The following is a 16,777-nucleotide window of genomic DNA, read 5'->3' as shown; positions in this document are numbered from 1 at the left end:
GCCTATCTCCAGTCCTCGGGTTCCGGTTCCTCGTCCATCTCGGGCCAGTGGTCGTCGGCCCCGTCGGCGGAGGGCGCCCCGCCCGCGGCGGACACGGCGTCGGAGGCCTTGCCCGAGCCCGAAGCCCTCCCGGAGCCCGAGTCCGTCCCGGATGCCGGGGCGGCGCCGGATGCCGGGTCCGGGGCCTCGCCCAGGGACGCCAGCACGCCGATCACTCCCTCCCCGTACGTCGCCAGCTTCTTCTCGCCGACTCCGCTGATCCCGCCCAGCTCCCGCACGGACGTCGGCCAGGCCGTGGCGATCTCCCGCAACGTGGCGTCGTGGAAGATGACGTACGCCGGCACGCCCTGCTCGCGGGCCTGTTCGGCGCGCCAGGCGCGCAGGGCCTCGAAGGCGGGGAGGAGTGCCTCGGGCAGTTCGACCGCCGCCGCCTTCGCCCTGCCCTTGCCGGTGGAGGAACCCGACGTCTTCGCCGTGACCGGCTTCTCCGGCTCCTTGCGCAGCGGCACCTCGCGCTCGCGGCGCAGCACCTCCCCGCTGGCGTCCGTGAGCACCAGCGTGCCGTAGTCCCCCTCGACGGCGAGCAGCCCCTGCGCCAGCAGCTGCCGCACGACACCGCGCCATTCGCCCTCGGACAGCTCCTCGCCGATGCCGAACACCGACAGCTGGTCGTGGTCGAACTGGATCACCTTGGCCGTGCGCTTGCCCATCAGGATGTCGACGATCTGCACCGCGCCGAACTTCTGGCCGCGCTCCCGCTGCAACCGCACCACCGTCGACAGCACCTTCTGCGCCGCGACCGTGCCGTCCCAGGTCTGTGGGGGTGTGAGGCAGGTGTCGCAGTTGCCGCAGCCCTTCGGGTCCGGTTCCTGGCCGAAGTAGGCCAGGAGCTGCCCGCGGCGGCACCGGGCGGTCTCGCACAGCGCCAGCATCGAGTCGAGGTGGGCGGCGGCCCGGCGCCGGAACGCCTCGTCGCCCTCGCTCGACTGGATCATCTTGCGCTGCTGTATGACGTCGTTGAGGCCGTAGGCCATCCAGGCCGTCGAGGGCAGTCCGTCACGGCCCGCGCGGCCCGTCTCCTGGTAGTAGCCCTCGATCGACTTGGGCAGGTCGAGATGAGCGACGAACCGCACGTCCGGCTTGTCGATGCCCATGCCGAAGGCGATGGTCGCGCACACGACCAGGCCTTCCTCCCGCAGGAACCGCGACTGGTGTGCCGCGCGCGTGCCCGCGTCCAGACCGGCGTGGTACGGCACGGCCTCGATGCCGTTGCGGGAGAGGAACTCGGCGGTCTTCTCGACGGAGTTGCGCGACAGGCAGTAGACGATTCCCGCGTCACCCGCGTGTTCCTCGCGCAGGAAGCTCAGCAGCTGCTTCCTGGGGTCGGCCTTCGGCACGATCCGGTACTGGATGTTGGGCCGGTCGAAGCTCGCCACGAAGTGCCGGGCCGTCGGCATGCGCAGCCGCTGCGTGATCTCCTGGTGCGTCGCGTGGGTGGCCGTGGCGGTGAGCGCGATCCGCGGGACGTCGGGCCAGCGCTCGCCCAGCAGGGAGAGGGTGAGGTAGTCGGGGCGGAAGTCGTGCCCCCACTGGGACACGCAGTGGGCCTCGTCGATGGCGAAGACGGCGATCTTGCCGCGCGACAGCAGGTTCAGCGTGGCGTCCAGGCGCAGCCGCTCCGGCGCCAGGTAGAGCAGGTCCAGCTCGCCGGCCAGGAACTCGGCCTCGACCGTGCGCCGCTCGTCGAAGTCCTGGGTGGAGTTCATGAATCCGGCCCGCACGCCCAGGGCTCGCAGCGCGTCCACCTGGTCCTGCATCAGCGCGATCAGCGGGGAGACCACGACGCCCGTGCCCGGCCGGACCAGGGAGGGGATCTGGTAGCACAGCGACTTGCCGCCGCCGGTCGGCATGAGGACGACCGCGTCCCCGCCGGCCACCACATGCTCGATGACCTCGCCCTGCTCGCCCCGGAAGGCCTCGTACCCGAAGACCCGGTGGAGCGTGGCCAGCGCCTCGCTCTCGGTGCCCGCCATCTCGGTGGTTACTGGCATCTCCCTGATCCCGCCCGTCCCTCGCATCGTCCCGTCCCCCGTACGTCGTCCTCGACCACTGCGTCCACGATAGGGGTCCGGACCGACACCGCCGGAGTTGTCCACAGGCCCGCGGTGATCCGTCGCCCGCACGGTGCCGCTTCCGCACGGGCCGGCCCGCCGCCCGCCGGATGCCGGCCGGCCGCCGGACCGGCCCGCCGGATGTGCCCGCCGCACCCGCTCCGGCGCATGCGACGGGCCCCGGCCCCCTCCGCGGGGAACCGGGGCCCGTCGCACGAGCTCCGCGGGTCAGCGCACGAACACTCCTGCCTGGCTCGCCAGGTCCAGGAAGTACTGCGGTGCCACACCGAGCACCAGGGTGACCGCCACACCCACCCCGATCGTCGTCATCGTCAGGGGTGACGGCACGGCGACGGTGGGGCCCTCGGGCCGCGGCTCGCTGAAGAACATCAGGACGATGACGCGGATGTAGAAGAACGCGGCGATCGCCGACGAGATCACACCGACCACGACGAGCGGCGCCGCACCGCCCTCCGCCGCCGCCTTGAACACGGCGAACTTCCCCGCGAACCCGGAGGTCAGCGGGATGCCGGCGAAGGCCAGCAGGAACACCGCGAACACGGCCGCCACCAGCGGCGACCGGCGGCCCAGCCCGGCCCACTTGGACAGGTGCGTCGCCTCGCCGCCGGCGTCCCGCACCAGCGTCACCACGGCGAACGCGCCGATCGTCACGAACGAGTACGCGCCCAGGTAGAACAGGACGGACGAGACACCGTCCGGCGTGGTCGCGATGACACCCGCGAGGATGAACCCGGCGTGCGCGATCGACGAGTACGCCAGCAGCCGCTTGATGTCGGTCTGGGTGATCGCGACGATCGCGCCGCCCAGCATGGTGACGACCGCGACGCCCCACATGACCGGCCGCCAGTCCCAGCGCAGGCCCGGCAGCACGACGTAGAGGATCCGCAGCAGCGCGCCGAAGGCGGCCACCTTGGTGGCGGCGGCCATGAAGCCGGTGACCGGGGTCGGCGCGCCCTGGTAGACGTCCGGCGTCCACATGTGGAACGGCACGGCGCCCACCTTGAACAGCAGCCCCATGACGATCATGGCGGCGCCGATGAGCAGCAGCACGTCGTTGCCCATGGTGTCGGCGAGGGCCGGGCTGACGTTGGTGACCGTGCCGTCGACGACCTGCGCGATCGTCGCGTACGACACCGAGCCGGCGTACCCGTACAGCAGGGCGATGCCGAACAGGGTGAACGCGGAGGCGAAGGAGCCGAGCAGGAAGTACTTGACCGCCGCCTCCTGCGACAGCAGCCGCTTGCGGCGGGCCAGCGCGCACAGCAGGTACAGCGGCAGCGAGAAGACTTCCAGGGCGATGAAGAGGGTCAGCAGGTCGTTGGCCGCCGGGAAGACCAGCATGCCCGCGACGGCGAACAGGAGCAGCGGGAAGACCTCGGTGGTGGTGAAGCCCGCCTTGACGGCCGCCTTCTCGCTGTCGCTGCCCGGCACCGAGGCGGCCTGGGCGGCGAAGGAGTCGACGCGGTTGCCGTGTGCCTCGGGGTCGAGCCGCCGTTCGGCGAAGGTGAACAGTCCCACCAGGGCGGACAGCAGGATCGTGCCCTGGAGGAACAGGGCCGGTCCGTCGACCGCGATCGCGCCCATCGCCGCGATGTGGGCCTTGGTGGTGCCGTATCCGTCCGCCGCCAGCGCCACCACCGCGGCGAACGCGGCGATCAACGCGACGACGGACACGAACAGTTGGGCGTGGTAACGGGATCTGCGCGGCACGAACGCCTCGACCAGGATCCCGACGACGGCCGCGCCCACGACGATCAGGGTGGGTGACAGCTGCGCGTATTCGATCTTCGGCGCGTCGATCTTCGAGATCGGGTCGGCCGCGGTTGTCCACAGGTTGTGGACGACTGCTGTGTTCACTTGGCCGCCTCCACCTCGGGCTGGGGGTCCTTCTTGTGTACGTCGGACAGCGTCTGCTTGACCGCCGGGTCGACGATGTCGGTGACAGGCTTCGGGTAGACGCCCAGGAAGATCAGCAGAACGATCAGCGGGGCGACGACCATCAGCTCACGTGCGCGGAGGTCCGGCATCGCGGCGACCTCCGGTCTGACGGGACCGGTCATCGTCCTCTGGTAGAGGACGAGGGTGTAGAGCGCGGCGAGGACGATGCCGAACGTGGCGACGATGCCGATCGCCGGATAGCGCGAGAACGTCCCCACCAGGACCAGGAACTCGCTCACGAACGGCGCCAGTCCCGGCAGCGACAGGGTCGCGAGGCCGCCGATCAGGAAGGTGCCGGCGAGCACGGGAGCGACCTTCTGCACACCGCCGTAGTCGGCGATGAGCCGCGAACCGCGCCGCGAGATGAGGAAGCCGGCGACCAGCATCAGGGCGGCCGTCGAGATGCCGTGGTTGACCATGTAGAGCGTGGCGCCGGACTGGCCCTGGCTGGTCATGGCGAAGATGCCCAGGATGATGAAGCCGAAGTGCGAGATCGACGCGTACGCCACCAGCCGCTTGATGTCCCGCTGCCCGACGGCGAGCAGCGCACCGTAGATGATGCTGATCACGGCGAGGACGAGGACCACGGGCGTGGCCCACTTGCTGGCCTCCGGGAAGAGCTGGAGGCAGAAGCGCAGCATCGCGAAGGTGCCGACCTTGTCGACGACCGCCGTGATGAGGACGGCGACCGGGGTGGTGGCCTCTCCCATGGCGTTGGGCAGCCAGGTGTGGAGCGGCCACAGGGGCGCCTTCACGGCGAAGGCGAAGAAGAAGCCGAGGAACAGCCAGCGTTCGGTGTTCGTCGCCATGTCGAGCGAGCCGTTGGCCCGGGCCTCGGCGATCTCCGTCAGCGAAAAGTTCCCGGCGACCACGTAGAGCCCGATCACCGCGGCCAGCATGATCAGTCCGCCGGCCAGGTTGTAGAGCAGGAACTTCACGGCCGCGTACGACCGTTGGGTGGACGCCGTCTCCTCGCCGTGCTCGTGGGCCCGGTCCCCGAAGCCGCCGATGAGGAAGTACATCGGGATCAGCATGGCTTCGAAGAAGATGTAGAAGAGGAAGACGTCGGTGGCCTCGAAGGAGATGATCACCATCGCCTCGACGGCGAGGATCAGGGCGAAGAAGCCCTGCGTCGGCCGCCACCGCTTGCTACCGGTCTCCAGCGGGTCGGCGTCGTGCCAGCCCGCGAGGACGATGAACGGGATCAGCAGGGCCGTGAGCGCGATGAGCGCCACCGCGATGCCGTCCACGCCGAGTTCGTACCGGACGCCGAACTCGGCGATCCAGGAGTGGGACTCGGTGAGCTGGTAGCGGTCGCCGTCCGGGTCGAAGCGGACCAGGACGACGATCGCGAGGACGAGCGTGGCGAGGGAGAACAGCAGGGCCAGCGTCTTGGCGGTGTTGCGCCGCGCGGCCGGGACGGCGGCCGTGGCGACCGCCCCGATCGCGGGGAGCGCCGCCGTCGCTGTCAGCAGAGGAAAGGACATCGGTATCAGACCGCCCTCATCAGCAGGGTCGCGGCGATGAGGACCGCCGCACCGCCGAACATCGAGACCGCGTACGACCGCGCGAAGCCGTTCTGGAGCTTGCGCATGCGTCCGGAGAGGCCGCCGACCGAGGCCGCCGTACCGTTGACGACGCCGTCGACCAGGGTGTGGTCGACGTACACCAGGGACCGGGTGAGGTGCTCGCCGCCGCGGACCAGGACGACGTGGTTGAAGTCGTCCTGGAGGAGGTCGCGGCGGGCGGCCCTGGTGAGCAGGGAACCGCGCGGGGCGACGACCGGGACGGGGCGGCGGCCGTACTGGAGGTAGGCGACCGCGACGCCGATCACCAGCACCACCATGGTGGCGAGGGTGACCGTGAGCGCGCTGACCGGCGCGTCGCCGTGGCTGTGCCCCGTGACGGGCTCCAGCCAGTGCAGGAAGCGGTCGCCGATGCTGAAGAAGGCGCCGGCGAAGACCGAGCCGAAGGCCAGCACGATCATGGGGATCGTCATGGACTTCGGGGACTCGTGCGGGTGCGGCTCCTCCGTCGCGGCGGCGACGTGACCGGATGCGGCCCCGCCGCCGTGTGCGGCGGCGGGCTCGGCGCTGGGCGCCTCGGGTGAGCGGGTGGGCCGGTTCCTCCAGCGCTCCTCGCCGAAGAACGTCATCAGCATCACGCGCGTCATGTAGTACGCCGTGATGGCCGCGCCCAGCAGCGCGCAGCCGCCGAGGATCCAGCCCTCGGTGCCGCCCTTGGCGAAGGCGGCCTCGATGATCTTGTCCTTGGAGAAGAAGCCGGACAGACCCGGGAAGCCGATGATGGCGAGGTAGCCGAGGCCGAACGTGATGAAGGTGACCGGCATGTACGTGCGCAGGCCGCCGTACTTGCGCATGTCGACCTCGTCGTTCATGCCGTGCATGACCGAACCGGCGCCGAGGAACAGGCCGGCCTTGAAGAAGCCGTGCGTCACGAGGTGCATGATCGCGAAGACGTAACCGATCGGGCCGAGGCCGGCCGCCAGCACCATGTAGCCGATCTGCGACATGGTCGAGCCGGCCAGGGCCTTCTTGATGTCGTCCTTCGCGCAACCGACGATCGCACCGAACAGGAGCGTGACGGCGCCGACGACGGTCACGACGAGCTGTGCGTCGGGCGCCAGGTTGAAGATCGCCGCGGAGCGGACGATCAGGTAGACCCCGGCGGTGACCATCGTGGCCGCGTGGATGAGGGCCGAGACGGGCGTCGGGCCCTCCATGGCGTCCCCGAGCCAGGACTGCAACGGCACCTGGGCGGACTTGCCGCAGGCCGCGAGCAGCAGCATCAGGGCGATCGCGGTGAGCGTGCCCTCGCTCGCCCCACCGGCGAGTCCGGCCTCCTCGGGCGTGCCCAGCAGGGGACCGAAGGCGAAGGTGCCGAAGGTGGTGAACATCAGCATGATGGCGATCGACAGGCCCACGTCACCGACGCGGTTGACCAGGAAGGCCTTCTTCGCCGCGGTGGCGGCGCTGGGCTTGTGCTGCCAGAAGCCGATCAGCAGGTAGGAGGCGAGGCCGACGCCCTCCCAGCCGACGTACAGCAGCAGGTAGTTGTCGGCGAGGACCAGGAGGAGCATCGCCGCCAGGAACAGGTTCAGGTAGCCGAAGAAGCGGCGGCGGCGCTCGTCGTGCTCCATGTACCCGATCGAGTACAGGTGGATCAGCGAGCCGACGCCCGTGATCAGCAGGACGAACGTCATCGACAGCTGGTCGACGCGGAAGGCGGCGTCCGCCTGGAAGCCCTCGACCGGGATCCAGCTGAACAGGTGTTGCGTGAGCGTCCGGTCGTCGGCGTCCCTGCCGAGCAGGTCGGCGAAGAGGACGAGGCCGATCACGAAGGAGACGGCCGCCAGCAGTGTGCCGAGCCAGTGGCCGACGGCGTCGAGCCGCCGGCCACCGACCAGGAGGACGGCCGCTCCGAGCAGGGGCGCCGCGATCAGCAGCGCAATCAGGTTCTCCACGATTCTTCCGACCCCTTACAGCTTCATCAGGCTGGCGTCGTCGACCGAGGCCGAGTGGCGGGAACGGAACAGCGACACGATGATCGCGAGTCCCACCACGACCTCCGCTGCGGCGACGACCATCGTGAAGAACGCGATGATCTGGCCGTCGAGGTTGCCGTGCATGCGGGAGAAGGCGACGAACGCGAGGTTGCAGGCGTTGAGCATCAGCTCGATGCACATGAACACGACGATCGCGTTGCGCCTGATCAGGACGCCCGTCGCACCGATCGTGAACAGCAGGGCGGCGAGATAGAGGTAGTTGACGGGGTTCACTTCGACGCCTCCTCGGCCCGCTTGAAGGTCGGCGGCTCGATCGGGGTGCGTTCCAGGCGCTCCGCGGCGCGCTGCTCGATCGCCTTGAGGTCGTTGAGCGCCTCGGCGGACACGTCCCGGACCTGGCCGCGCTCCCGCAGCGTCTTGCTGACGGTGAGGTCCGACGGGGTGCCGTCGGGCAGCAGGCCGGCGATGTCCACGGCGTTGTGCCGCGCGTACACACCGGGCGCGGGCAGCGGCGGCAGGTGGACGCCCTCGCGGACGCGCTGTTCGGACAGCTCGCGCTGGGTCTTCGCCCGCTCGGTGCGCTCGCGGTGGGTGAGCACCATGGCGCCGACGGCGGCCGTGATGAGCAGGGCGCCGGTGATCTCGAAGGCGAAGACGTACTTGGTGAAGATGAGGGCCGCGAGGCCCTCCACGTTGCCGCCCGCGTTGGCCTCCGTGAGGCCGCCGAACTCCGTCAGGGAGGCGTTGCCGATGCCGGCGACCAGCAGGACGCCGAAGCCGAGGCCGCAGACCAGCGCCAGCCAGCGCTGGCCCTTGATGGTCTCCTTCAGGGAGTCCGCGGCGGTGACGCCGACGAGCATCACCACGAACAGGAACAGCATCATGATCGCGCCGGTGTAGACGACGATCTGCACGACGCCCAGGAAGTAGGCGCCGTTGGCGAGGTAGAACACCGCCAGGACGATCATGGTTCCGGCGAGGCAGAGCGCGCTGTGCACGGCCCTCCTCATGAAGACGGTGCACAGGGCGCCGATCACCGCGACCGTGCCCAGCACCCAGAACTGGACCGCCTCGCCGGTGGAGGTGGAGTAGGCGGCGAGCTGAGCGCTCATCGGCCGATCACCTCCCCGGAGGCGGGCTCGCCCTCGCCGAACGTGGTGGCGGCCTCCTGCGGAACCTCGCCCTTGGAGAGCGCGACCTGCCGCTCGGTGCCGGGCGCGGCCTCCGTCACCAGGCCCCGGTAGTAGTCCTGTTCGTCCATGCCGGGGTAGATGGCGTGCGGACTGTCGACCATGCCCTCGTCCAGGCCGGCCAGCAGCTGCTCCTTGGTGTAGATCAGGTTGGCGCGGCTGCTGTCGGCCAGTTCGAACTCGTTGGTCATCGTCAGCGCGCGGGTGGGGCACGCCTCGATGCACAGGCCGCACAGGATGCAGCGGGCGTAGTTGATCTGGTAGACGCGCCCGTACCGCTCGCCCGGGGAGTAGCGCTCCTCCTCGGTGTTGTCGGCCCCCTCGACGTAGATGGCGTCGGCGGGGCAGGCCCAGGCGCACAGCTCGCAGCCGACGCACTTCTCCAGACCGTCCGGATGGCGGTTGAGCTGGTGCCGTCCGTGGAACCGGGGAGCGGTGGTCTTCTCCTGCTCGGGGTACTGCTCGGTGAGCCGCTTCTTGAACATGGCCTTGAAGGTCACGCCGAAACCGGCTACCGGGTTCTGGAAACCGGGCTTCGACCGCCCGGCCTCCTTGGGCTCCTCAGCCATCGGACGCCTCCTTTCCCTCCAGAGATCCGTCACTCTGAGTATCGGACCCGCCACTGACAATCAGCTCCCGCTCCCGGCGCGGACGGCGCCTGGGCACCGGCGGCAGCTCCTGTCCCGGCAGCGGCGGTACGGGGAACCCGCCCGCCATCGGGTCGAAGGCGGCGGGCTCGGTCGGCGCCGCCTCCTCCTTGCCGCGGTCGCGGAACATGTCCGCGACGAAGGAGAGCAGCAGCAGGACCAGGACGCCGCCGCCGACGTAGAGGGCGATGTCGGCGAAGTCGTAGTTCTCGTTGCGCAGGGTCCGCACGGTCGCGACGAGCATCAGCCAGACCACCGAGACCGGGATGAGGACCTTCCAGCCGAGCTTCATGAGCTGGTCGTAGCGGACCCGGGGCAGCGTGCCGCGCAGCCAGATGAAGAAGAACAGCAGCAGCTGCACCTTGACGACGAACCAGAGCATCGGCCACCAGCCGTGGTTCGCGCCCTCCCAGAAGGTGCTGACCGGCCAGGGGGCCCGCCAGCCGCCGAGGAAGAGCGTGGTCGCCACGGCCGAGACCGTCACCATGTTCACGTACTCGGCGAGCATGAACATCGCGAACTTGATCGACGAGTACTCGGTGTTGAAGCCGCCGACCAGGTCGCCCTCGGACTCCGGCATGTCGAACGGGGCGCGGTTCGTCTCGCCGACCATCGTGACGATGTAGAGGACGAAGGAGACCGGCAGCAGGAGGATGTACCAGCGGTCCTGCTGCTGCTCGACGATGGTCGACGTCGACATCGACCCGGAGTAGAGGAACACCGAGGCGAACGCGGCGCCCATCGCGATCTCGTACGAGATCATCTGCGCGCAGGAGCGCAGGCCGCCCAGGAGCGGATAGGTGGATCCGGAGCTCCACCCCGCGAGGACGATGCCGTAGATGCCGACCGAGGCGACCGCGAGGATGTAGAGCATCGCGATCGGCAGGTCGGTGAGCTGCATCGTGGTGCGCTGTCCGAAGATCGAGATCTCGTTGCCGGCCGGGCCGAAGGGGATCACCGCGATCGCCATGAAGGCCGGGATGGCCGCGACGACCGGCGCGAGGACGTACACCACCTTGTCGGCGCGTTTGACGATCAGGTCTTCCTTGAGCATCAGCTTGATGCCGTCGGCGAGCGACTGGAGCATGCCCCAGGGGCCGTGCCGGTTGGGGCCGATGCGCAGCTGCATCCAGGCGACGACCTTGCGTTCCCAGACGATGGAGAACAGCACGGTCAGCATCAGGAAGGCGAAGCAGAACACCGCCTTGATCACGACCAGCCACCAGGGGTCGCGGCCGAACATCGAGAGGTCTTCAGCGGCGAGGTACGGGCTCATGCCTCCACCTCCTTGGGGGCCTCGGCGGCGAGCGTCGCCGGGCCGATGCGGACGAGGGAGCCGGGCCGGGCCCCGGTGTCGGAGGCGACGCCCCCGCCCGTGGAGTTCAGCGGGAGCCACACCACCCGGTCGGGCATCTCGGTGATCCGCAGGGGCAGTTCCACCGTCCCCGCGGTACCGGTCACGGCGAGCGTGTCGCCGTCCTTGACGCCGGCTTCGGCGGCCGTGGCGGCGGACACGCGCGCGTGGGCGGCGTGCCGGGTGCCGGCGAGCGCCTCGTCGCCCTGCTGGAGGAGGCCCTGGTCGAGCAGCAGGCGGTGCCCGGCGAGCACGGCCTCACCGGCGGCGGGCCGCGGCAGGACGCCGGCGGTGTCCAGCGGTGCGGCGGCCCGCGGCCCGTCCCAGGCGCCGAGCCGGTTCAGCTCCGCGCGCGTGGTGCGCAGGTCCGGCAGGCCCAGGTGGACGTCCATGGCGTCGGCGAGCATCTGCAGCGCGCGCGCGTCGGTCGGTGCCGGACGGCGCGTCATCTGTTCGGGCTTGAGCGCGGCCTCGAAGGAGCGCACCCGGCCCTCCCAGTTGAGGAAGGCCCCCGCCTTCTCGGCGACCGCGGCGACGGGCAGGACGACGTCGGCACGGTCGGTGACCTCGCCGGGGCGCAGCTCCAGCGACACCACGAAGCCGGCCTCGGCGAGCGCCTCACGCGCGCGCTGCGGGTCGGGCAGGTCCGCCACCTCCACCCCGGCGACGAGCAGTGCCTGCAGTTCGCCGCTCGCGGCGGCCTCGATGATCTGCCCGGTGTCCCGGCCGTAGTGCGGCGGGAGTTCGGCGACGCCCCAGGCGGCGGCGACCTCCTCCCGCGCGCGCGGGTCGGTGGCGGGGCGTCCGCCCGGCAGCAGCGACGGGAGCGCGCCCGCCTCGACGGCGCCCCGCTCCCCCGCCCGGCGCGGGATCCACACCAGGTCCGCCCCGGTCGCGGTGGCCGCCCGTACGACGGCGGTGAGGCCGCCCGCGACGGCGGCGAGCCGCTCGCCGACGACGATCACCGCGCCGCCGGCGCGCAGCGCCTCGGCGGCCCGGCTCCCCGGCTCGTCCTCCAGGCCGACGCCGCTGGTCAGCGCGTCCAGCCACTCGGTCTCGGTGCCCGGAGCGGCCGGCAGCAGTGTGCCGCCGGCCTTCTCCAGGCCGCGGGTGGCGTGGGTGGCCAGCGAGAACACCTTCTGCCCGTGCTTGCGCCAGGCCTTGCGCAGCCGCAGGAAGACGCCGGGCGCCTCCTCCTCGGACTCGAACCCGACGAGCAGGACGGTGGGCGCCTTCTCCAGCGTCGTGTACGTGATGCCGCTGCCGTCGAGGTCACGGCCGCGGCCCGCCACCCTGGACGCCAGGAAGTCGGCCTCCTCGCCGCTGTGCACGCGCGCGCGGAAGTCGATGTCGTTGGTGTCGAGCGCCACGCGCGCGAACTTGCTGTACGCGTAGGCGTCCTCGATGGTCAGGCGGCCGCCGGTCAGGACGCCGGTCCGCCCGCGCGAGGCGAGCAGTCCCTGGGCCGCGATCTGCAACGCCTCCGGCCAGGAGGCCGGCCGGAGGTCGCCCTCGGCGTTGCGCACGAGCGGGGTGTCGAGCCGGTCGCGCTGCTGGGCGTACCGGAACCCGAAGCGCCCCTTGTCGCAGATCCACTCCTCGTTGACCTCCGGGTCGTCGGCGGCGAGCCGTCGCATGACCTTGCCGCGCCGGTGGTCCGTGCGCGTCGCGCAGCCGCCCGAGCAGTGCTCGCAGACGGACGGCGCGGAGATCAGGTCGAAAGGCCGCGAACGGAACCGGTAGGCCGCCGAGGTGAGCGCGCCCACCGGGCAGATCTGGATGGTGTTGCCGGAGAAGTACGACTCGAAGGGGTCGCCCTCGCCGGTGCCGACCTGCTGGAGCGCGCCCCGCTCGATCAGTTCGATCATCGGGTCCCCCGCGACCTGGTTGGAGAACCGGGTGCAGCGGGCGCACAGCACGCAGCGCTCGCGGTCGAGCAGCACCTGCGTGGAGATCGGGACGGGCTTCTCGTAGGTCCGCTTGCGGCCCTCGAAGCGGGACTCGGCGTTGCCGTGCGACATGGCCTGGTTCTGCAGCGGGCACTCGCCGCCCTTGTCGCAGACCGGGCAGTCCAGCGGGTGGTTGATGAGGAGCAGCTCCATCACACCGTGCTGCGCCTTCTCGGCCACCGGGGAGGTGAGCTGGGTCTTCACCACCATCCCGTCCGTGCACGTGATCGTGCAGGACGCCATCGGCTTGCGCTGGCCCTCGACCTCGACGATGCACTGGCGGCAGGCGCCGGCCGGGTCGAGGAGCGGGTGGTCGCAGAAGCGCGGGATCTCGATGCCGAGCTGTTCGGCGGCCCGGATGACCAGGGTGCCCTTGGGCACGCTGATCTCCACGCCGTCGATGGTCAGCGTCACGAGATCCTCCGGCGGGAGAGCCGCCTCTCCGCCCCCGGAGGGAGCGCTGGTGGTCACCGTCATGCGTTCACCTCCGTGCGGTCGGCCCAGGCCGTCGACTTGGCCGGGTCGAAGGGGCAGCCGCGGCCCGTGATGTGCTGCTCGTACTCCTCGCGGAAGTACTTGAGCGAGGAGAAGATCGGCGAGGCGGCACCGTCGCCGAGGGCGCAGAAGGACTTGCCGTTGATGTTGTCGGCGATGTCGTTGAGCTTGTCGAGGTCGGACATGGCGCCCTTGCCGGCCTCGATGTCCCGCATCAACTGCACCAGCCAGTAGGTGCCTTCCCGGCAGGGTGTGCACTTGCCGCAGGACTCGTGGGCGTAGAACTCGGTCCAGCGGGTCACGGCCCGCACCACGCAGGTCGTCTCGTCGAAGCACTGGAGCGCCTTCGTGCCGAGCATGGAACCCGCGGCGCCCACTCCTTCGTAGTCGAGAGGGACGTCGAGGTGCTCGTCGGTGAACATCGGGGTGGAGGAGCCGCCCGGCGTCCAGAACTTGAGGCGGTGGCCCGGTCGCATGCCGCCGCTCATCTCGAGGAGCTGACGGAGGGTGATGCCGAGGGGTGCTTCGTACTGGCCGGGGCTGGCGACGTGGCCGCTGAGCGAGTAGAGCGTGAAGCCCGGGGACTTCTCGCTGCCCATCGACCGGAACCATTCCTTGCCGTTCTGCAGAATCGCGGGAACCGACGCGATCGACTCGACGTTGTTCACCACAGTCGGGCACGCGTAGAGGCCCGCGACGGCGGGGAAGGGGGGACGCAGCCGCGGTTGACCACGGCGGCCTTCGAGCGAGTCCAGCAGCGCGGTCTCCTCACCGCAGATGTACGCGCCGGCGCCGGCGTGCACGGTGAGTTCGAGGTCGAGTCCGCTGCCCAGGATGTTCTCGCCGAGGTAGCCCGCCGCGTAGGCCTCGCGCACGGCCTCGTGCAACCGCCGCAGAACGGGGACGACCTCGCCCCGCAGATAGATGAAGGCGTGCGACGACCTGATGGCGTAGCACGCGATGACGATGCCCTCGATGAGGCTGTGCGGGTTCGCGAAGAGGAGCGGGATGTCCTTACAGGTTCCCGGCTCCGATTCGTCGGCGTTGACAACCAGATAGTGCGGTTTCCCGTCCCCCTGGGGAATGAACTGCCATTTCATTCCCGTGGGGAATCCCGCGCCGCCGCGGCCGCGCAGACCGGATTCCTTGACGTACGCGATCAGGTCGTCCGGCGACATGGCGAGCGCCTTGCGGAGCCCCTCGTACCCCTCGTGCCTTCGGTACACGTCCAGCGTCCAGGACCTGTCCTCGTCCCAGAAGGCCGACAGCACGGGTGCCAGCAGCTTCTCGGGGCCGGTGTCTTTCAGCTCGGGTGCCAAGGTCATCACTCCCCCTCCTCGGCGGTGGGCCCTGCCGGGTGGGCCGGGTCGGAGGCCGACGTGTCCTGCGGCGCGTCGTGCGAACTGAGGTGCTGCGTCGGTGACGGGTCGTGCACGGCCCGGTCCTGCGGCGCGTCGTGCGGTCCGCCGTCGCGCGGATGGACCACGCGCGCGGGTGCGGTCTCTCCCCTTGCCAGGCGAAGTCCCACCAGCGACGCCGGTCCCGCGCTGCCGCTCGCGTCGACGGCGCCCTCGCGCTCGTCGGGGAATCCCGCCAGGATCCGGGCGGTCTCCTTGAAGGTGCACAGCGGCGCCCCGCGCGTGGGCGAGACGGTACGGCCGACCCGCAGGTCGTCCACCAGTCGCTTCGCGCTCTGCACGGTCTGGTTGTCGAAGAACTCCCAGTTGACCATCACGACCGGCGCGTAGTCGCAGGCCGCGTTGCACTCGATGTGCTCCAGGGTGACCTTGCCGTCGTCGGTGGTCTCGCCGTTGCCGACGCCGAGGTGGTCCTGGAGCGCCTCGAAGATGGCGTCCCCGCCCATCACCGCGCAGAGGGTGTTGGTGCACACGCCCACCTGGTAGTCACCGCTCGGCCGGCGCCGGTACATGGTGTAGAAGGTCGCGACCGCGGTGACCTCGGCGGTGGTCAGGCCCAGTACGTCCGCGCAGAACCGCATCCCGGTGCGCGTGACGTGTCCCTCCTCCGACTGCACGAGGTGCAGCAACGGCAGGAGCGCGGAACGGGAGTCGGGGTAGCGGGCGATGATCTCGCGCGCGTCGGCCTCCAGCCGGGCCCGGACGTCGTCCGGGTAGGCGGGCGCGGGCAACTCGGGCATGCCCAGGCTGACGCCCCGCTCCGAAGAAGAGGTGGTCACCGGTCGACGCCTCCCATCACGGGATCGATGGACGCCACGGCGACGATCACGTCGGCGACCTGGCCGCCCTCGCACATCGCCGCCATGGCCTGAAGATTGGTGAAGGACGGGTCGCGGAAGTGGACCCGGTAGGGGCGGGTGCCGCCGTCGGACACGGCGTGCACCCCGAGTTCGCCCTTGGGGGACTCGACGGCCGCGTACGCCTGTCCCGGCGGGACGCGGAAGCCCTCGGTGACCAGCTTGAAGTGGTGGATCAGGGCCTCCATGGAGGTGCCCATGATCTTCTTGATGTGGTCGAGGGAGTTGCCGAGGCCGTCCGGGCCCAGGGCGAGCTGGGCGGGCCAGGCGATCTTCTTGTCGGGGACCATGACCGGGCCGGGCTGGAGCCGGTCCAGGCACTGCTCGACGATCCTGAGCGACTGGCGCATCTCCTCCAGGCGGATCAGGAAGCGGCCGTAGGCGTCGCAGGAGTCGGCGGTCGGGACGTCGAAGTCGTACGTCTCGTAGTCGCAGTAGGGCTGGCTCTTGCGCAGGTCGTGCGGCAGGCCGGTGGCGCGCAGGATCGGGCCGGTGGCGCCGAGGGCCGTGCAGCCGGCCAGGTCGAGGTAGCCGATGTCCTGCATGCGGGCCTTGAAGATGGGGTTCCCGGTGGCGAGCTTGTCGTACTCCGGGAGGTTCTTCTTCATCTTCTTCACGAACTCGCGGATCTGGTCCACCGCGCCGGGCGGCAGGTCCTGGGCGAGTCCGCCGGGGCGGATGTACGCGTGGTTCATCCGCAGGCCGGTGATGAGCTCGTAGATGTCGAGGATGAGTTCACGATCGCGGAATCCGTAGATCATGATCGTGGTGGCGCCGAGCTCCATGCCGCCGGTGGCGATGCACACCAGGTGGGAGGACATCCGGTTCAGCTCCATCAGGAGCACCCGGATGATCTTGGCTCGGTCGGTGATCTGGTCCTCGACGCCGAGGAGCTTCTCGACCGCGAGGCAGTAGGCGGTCTCGTTGAAGAAGGACGTCAGGTAGTCCATGCGCGTCACGAAGGTGGTGCCCTGTGTCCACGTACGGAACTCGAGGTTCTTCTCGATGCCGGTGTGCAGGTAGCCGATGCCGCAGCGGGCCTCGGTGACCGTCTCGCCGTCGATCTCCAGGATCAGGCGGAGCACCCCGTGGGTGGAGGGGTGCTGGGGCCCCATGTTGACGACGATGCGTTCGTCGTCGGCGCGGGCCGCGGACTGGACGACCTCGTCCCAGTCGCCACCGGTGACCGTGTAGACGGTGCCCTCGGTGGTCTCGCGTGCCGATGCCATCGAGGAGGTGGTCCCGGAGGGACTCGATGAGGGGTGGTGGCC

12 protein-coding genes are annotated in these 16,777 nt (G+C 70.1%); all 12 read right to left on the bottom strand.

Annotation, left to right across the window (positions count from 1 at the left end; all coding sequences use genetic code 11):
* Positions 1 to 2: 2 nt before the first annotated feature.
* A complete protein-coding gene (gene recQ / locus AB0N31_RS31155; protein WP_366061815.1) occupies positions 3 to 2,078 on the bottom strand; it encodes a DNA helicase RecQ in 2,076 nt (691 codons plus the stop codon).
* 261 nt (positions 2,079 to 2,339) lie between these two features.
* On the bottom strand, positions 2,340 to 3,989 hold the full coding sequence (nuoN, locus tag AB0N31_RS31150) for an NADH-quinone oxidoreductase subunit NuoN (protein ID WP_366061814.1): 1,650 nt from the start codon (positions 3,987 to 3,989) through the stop codon (positions 2,340 to 2,342).
* Positions 3,986 to 5,557 (bottom strand): NADH-quinone oxidoreductase subunit M, encoded by a 1,572-nt coding sequence (locus AB0N31_RS31145; RefSeq protein WP_366061813.1) that lies wholly within the window; start codon positions 5,555 to 5,557, stop codon positions 3,986 to 3,988. The genes nuoN and AB0N31_RS31145 overlap by 4 nt, the downstream gene beginning before the upstream one ends.
* Before the next feature lie 5 nt (positions 5,558 to 5,562).
* Entirely contained in the window at positions 5,563 to 7,554 is a 1,992-nt protein-coding gene (gene nuoL, locus AB0N31_RS31140) for an NADH-quinone oxidoreductase subunit L (protein ID WP_366061812.1), read from the bottom strand.
* 15 nt (positions 7,555 to 7,569) lie between these two features.
* On the bottom strand, positions 7,570 to 7,869 hold the full coding sequence (gene nuoK, locus AB0N31_RS31135; protein ID WP_003974374.1) for an NADH-quinone oxidoreductase subunit NuoK: 300 nt from the start codon (positions 7,867 to 7,869) through the stop codon (positions 7,570 to 7,572).
* Positions 7,866 to 8,708 carry an NADH-quinone oxidoreductase subunit J gene (locus AB0N31_RS31130; protein WP_366061810.1) on the bottom strand — a complete coding sequence of 281 codons (843 nt, stop codon included), beginning with the start codon at positions 8,706 to 8,708 and terminating at the stop codon, positions 7,866 to 7,868. The genes nuoK and AB0N31_RS31130 overlap by 4 nt, the downstream gene beginning before the upstream one ends.
* Positions 8,705 to 9,355, bottom strand: a complete 651-nt coding sequence (gene nuoI, locus AB0N31_RS31125; RefSeq protein ID WP_366061809.1) for an NADH-quinone oxidoreductase subunit NuoI — start codon at positions 9,353 to 9,355, stop codon at positions 8,705 to 8,707. The genes AB0N31_RS31130 and nuoI overlap by 4 nt, the downstream gene beginning before the upstream one ends.
* Entirely contained in the window at positions 9,348 to 10,709 is a 1,362-nt protein-coding gene (gene nuoH, locus AB0N31_RS31120) for an NADH-quinone oxidoreductase subunit NuoH (protein WP_366061808.1), read from the bottom strand. Before nuoH ends, nuoI begins: the two co-directional genes overlap by 8 nt.
* Entirely contained in the window at positions 10,706 to 13,213 is a 2,508-nt protein-coding gene (locus tag AB0N31_RS31115) for an NADH-quinone oxidoreductase subunit G (RefSeq protein WP_366061807.1), read from the bottom strand. Before AB0N31_RS31115 ends, nuoH begins: the two co-directional genes overlap by 4 nt.
* Entirely contained in the window at positions 13,210 to 14,559 is a 1,350-nt protein-coding gene (gene nuoF, locus AB0N31_RS31110; protein ID WP_366061806.1) for an NADH-quinone oxidoreductase subunit NuoF, read from the bottom strand. Before nuoF ends, AB0N31_RS31115 begins: the two co-directional genes overlap by 4 nt.
* Positions 14,556 to 15,428, bottom strand: coding sequence for an NADH-quinone oxidoreductase subunit NuoE (gene nuoE / locus AB0N31_RS31105; RefSeq protein ID WP_366061805.1), 873 nt, complete (start codon positions 15,426 to 15,428; stop codon positions 14,556 to 14,558). Before nuoE ends, nuoF begins: the two co-directional genes overlap by 4 nt.
* Positions 15,425 to 16,735 (bottom strand): NADH-quinone oxidoreductase subunit D, encoded by a 1,311-nt coding sequence (locus AB0N31_RS31100; protein ID WP_366061804.1) that lies wholly within the window; start codon positions 16,733 to 16,735, stop codon positions 15,425 to 15,427. Before AB0N31_RS31100 ends, nuoE begins: the two co-directional genes overlap by 4 nt.
* Positions 16,736 to 16,777 lie beyond the last annotated feature (42 nt).

Source organism: Streptomyces sp. NPDC051051, assembly GCF_040682975.1.
Classification (GTDB): Bacteria; Actinomycetota; Actinomycetes; order Streptomycetales; family Streptomycetaceae; genus Streptomyces.
The sequence above is the reverse complement of the archived record's forward strand: the minus strand, read 5'-3'. Positions and strand labels throughout refer to the sequence as shown.

Bases quoted from the DNA above. Each gene is read 5' to 3' on its own strand.
- recQ (WP_366061815.1), bottom strand. From the start codon at position 2,078: ATGCGAGGGACGGGCGGGATCAGGGAGATGCCAGTAACCACCGAGATG.
- AB0N31_RS31145 (WP_366061813.1), bottom strand. From the start codon at position 5,557: ATGTCCTTTCCTCTGCTGACAGCGACGGCGGCGCTCCCCGCGATCGGG.
- AB0N31_RS31130 (WP_366061810.1), bottom strand. From the start codon at position 8,708: ATGAGCGCTCAGCTCGCCGCCTACTCCACCTCCACCGGCGAGGCGGTC.
- nuoI (WP_366061809.1), bottom strand. From the start codon at position 9,355: ATGGCTGAGGAGCCCAAGGAGGCCGGGCGGTCGAAGCCCGGTTTCCAG.
- nuoH (WP_366061808.1), bottom strand. From the start codon at position 10,709: ATGAGCCCGTACCTCGCCGCTGAAGACCTCTCGATGTTCGGCCGCGAC.
- AB0N31_RS31115 (WP_366061807.1), bottom strand. From the start codon at position 13,213: ATGACGGTGACCACCAGCGCTCCCTCCGGGGGCGGAGAGGCGGCTCTC.
- AB0N31_RS31100 (WP_366061804.1), bottom strand. From the start codon at position 16,735: ATGGCATCGGCACGCGAGACCACCGAGGGCACCGTCTACACGGTCACC.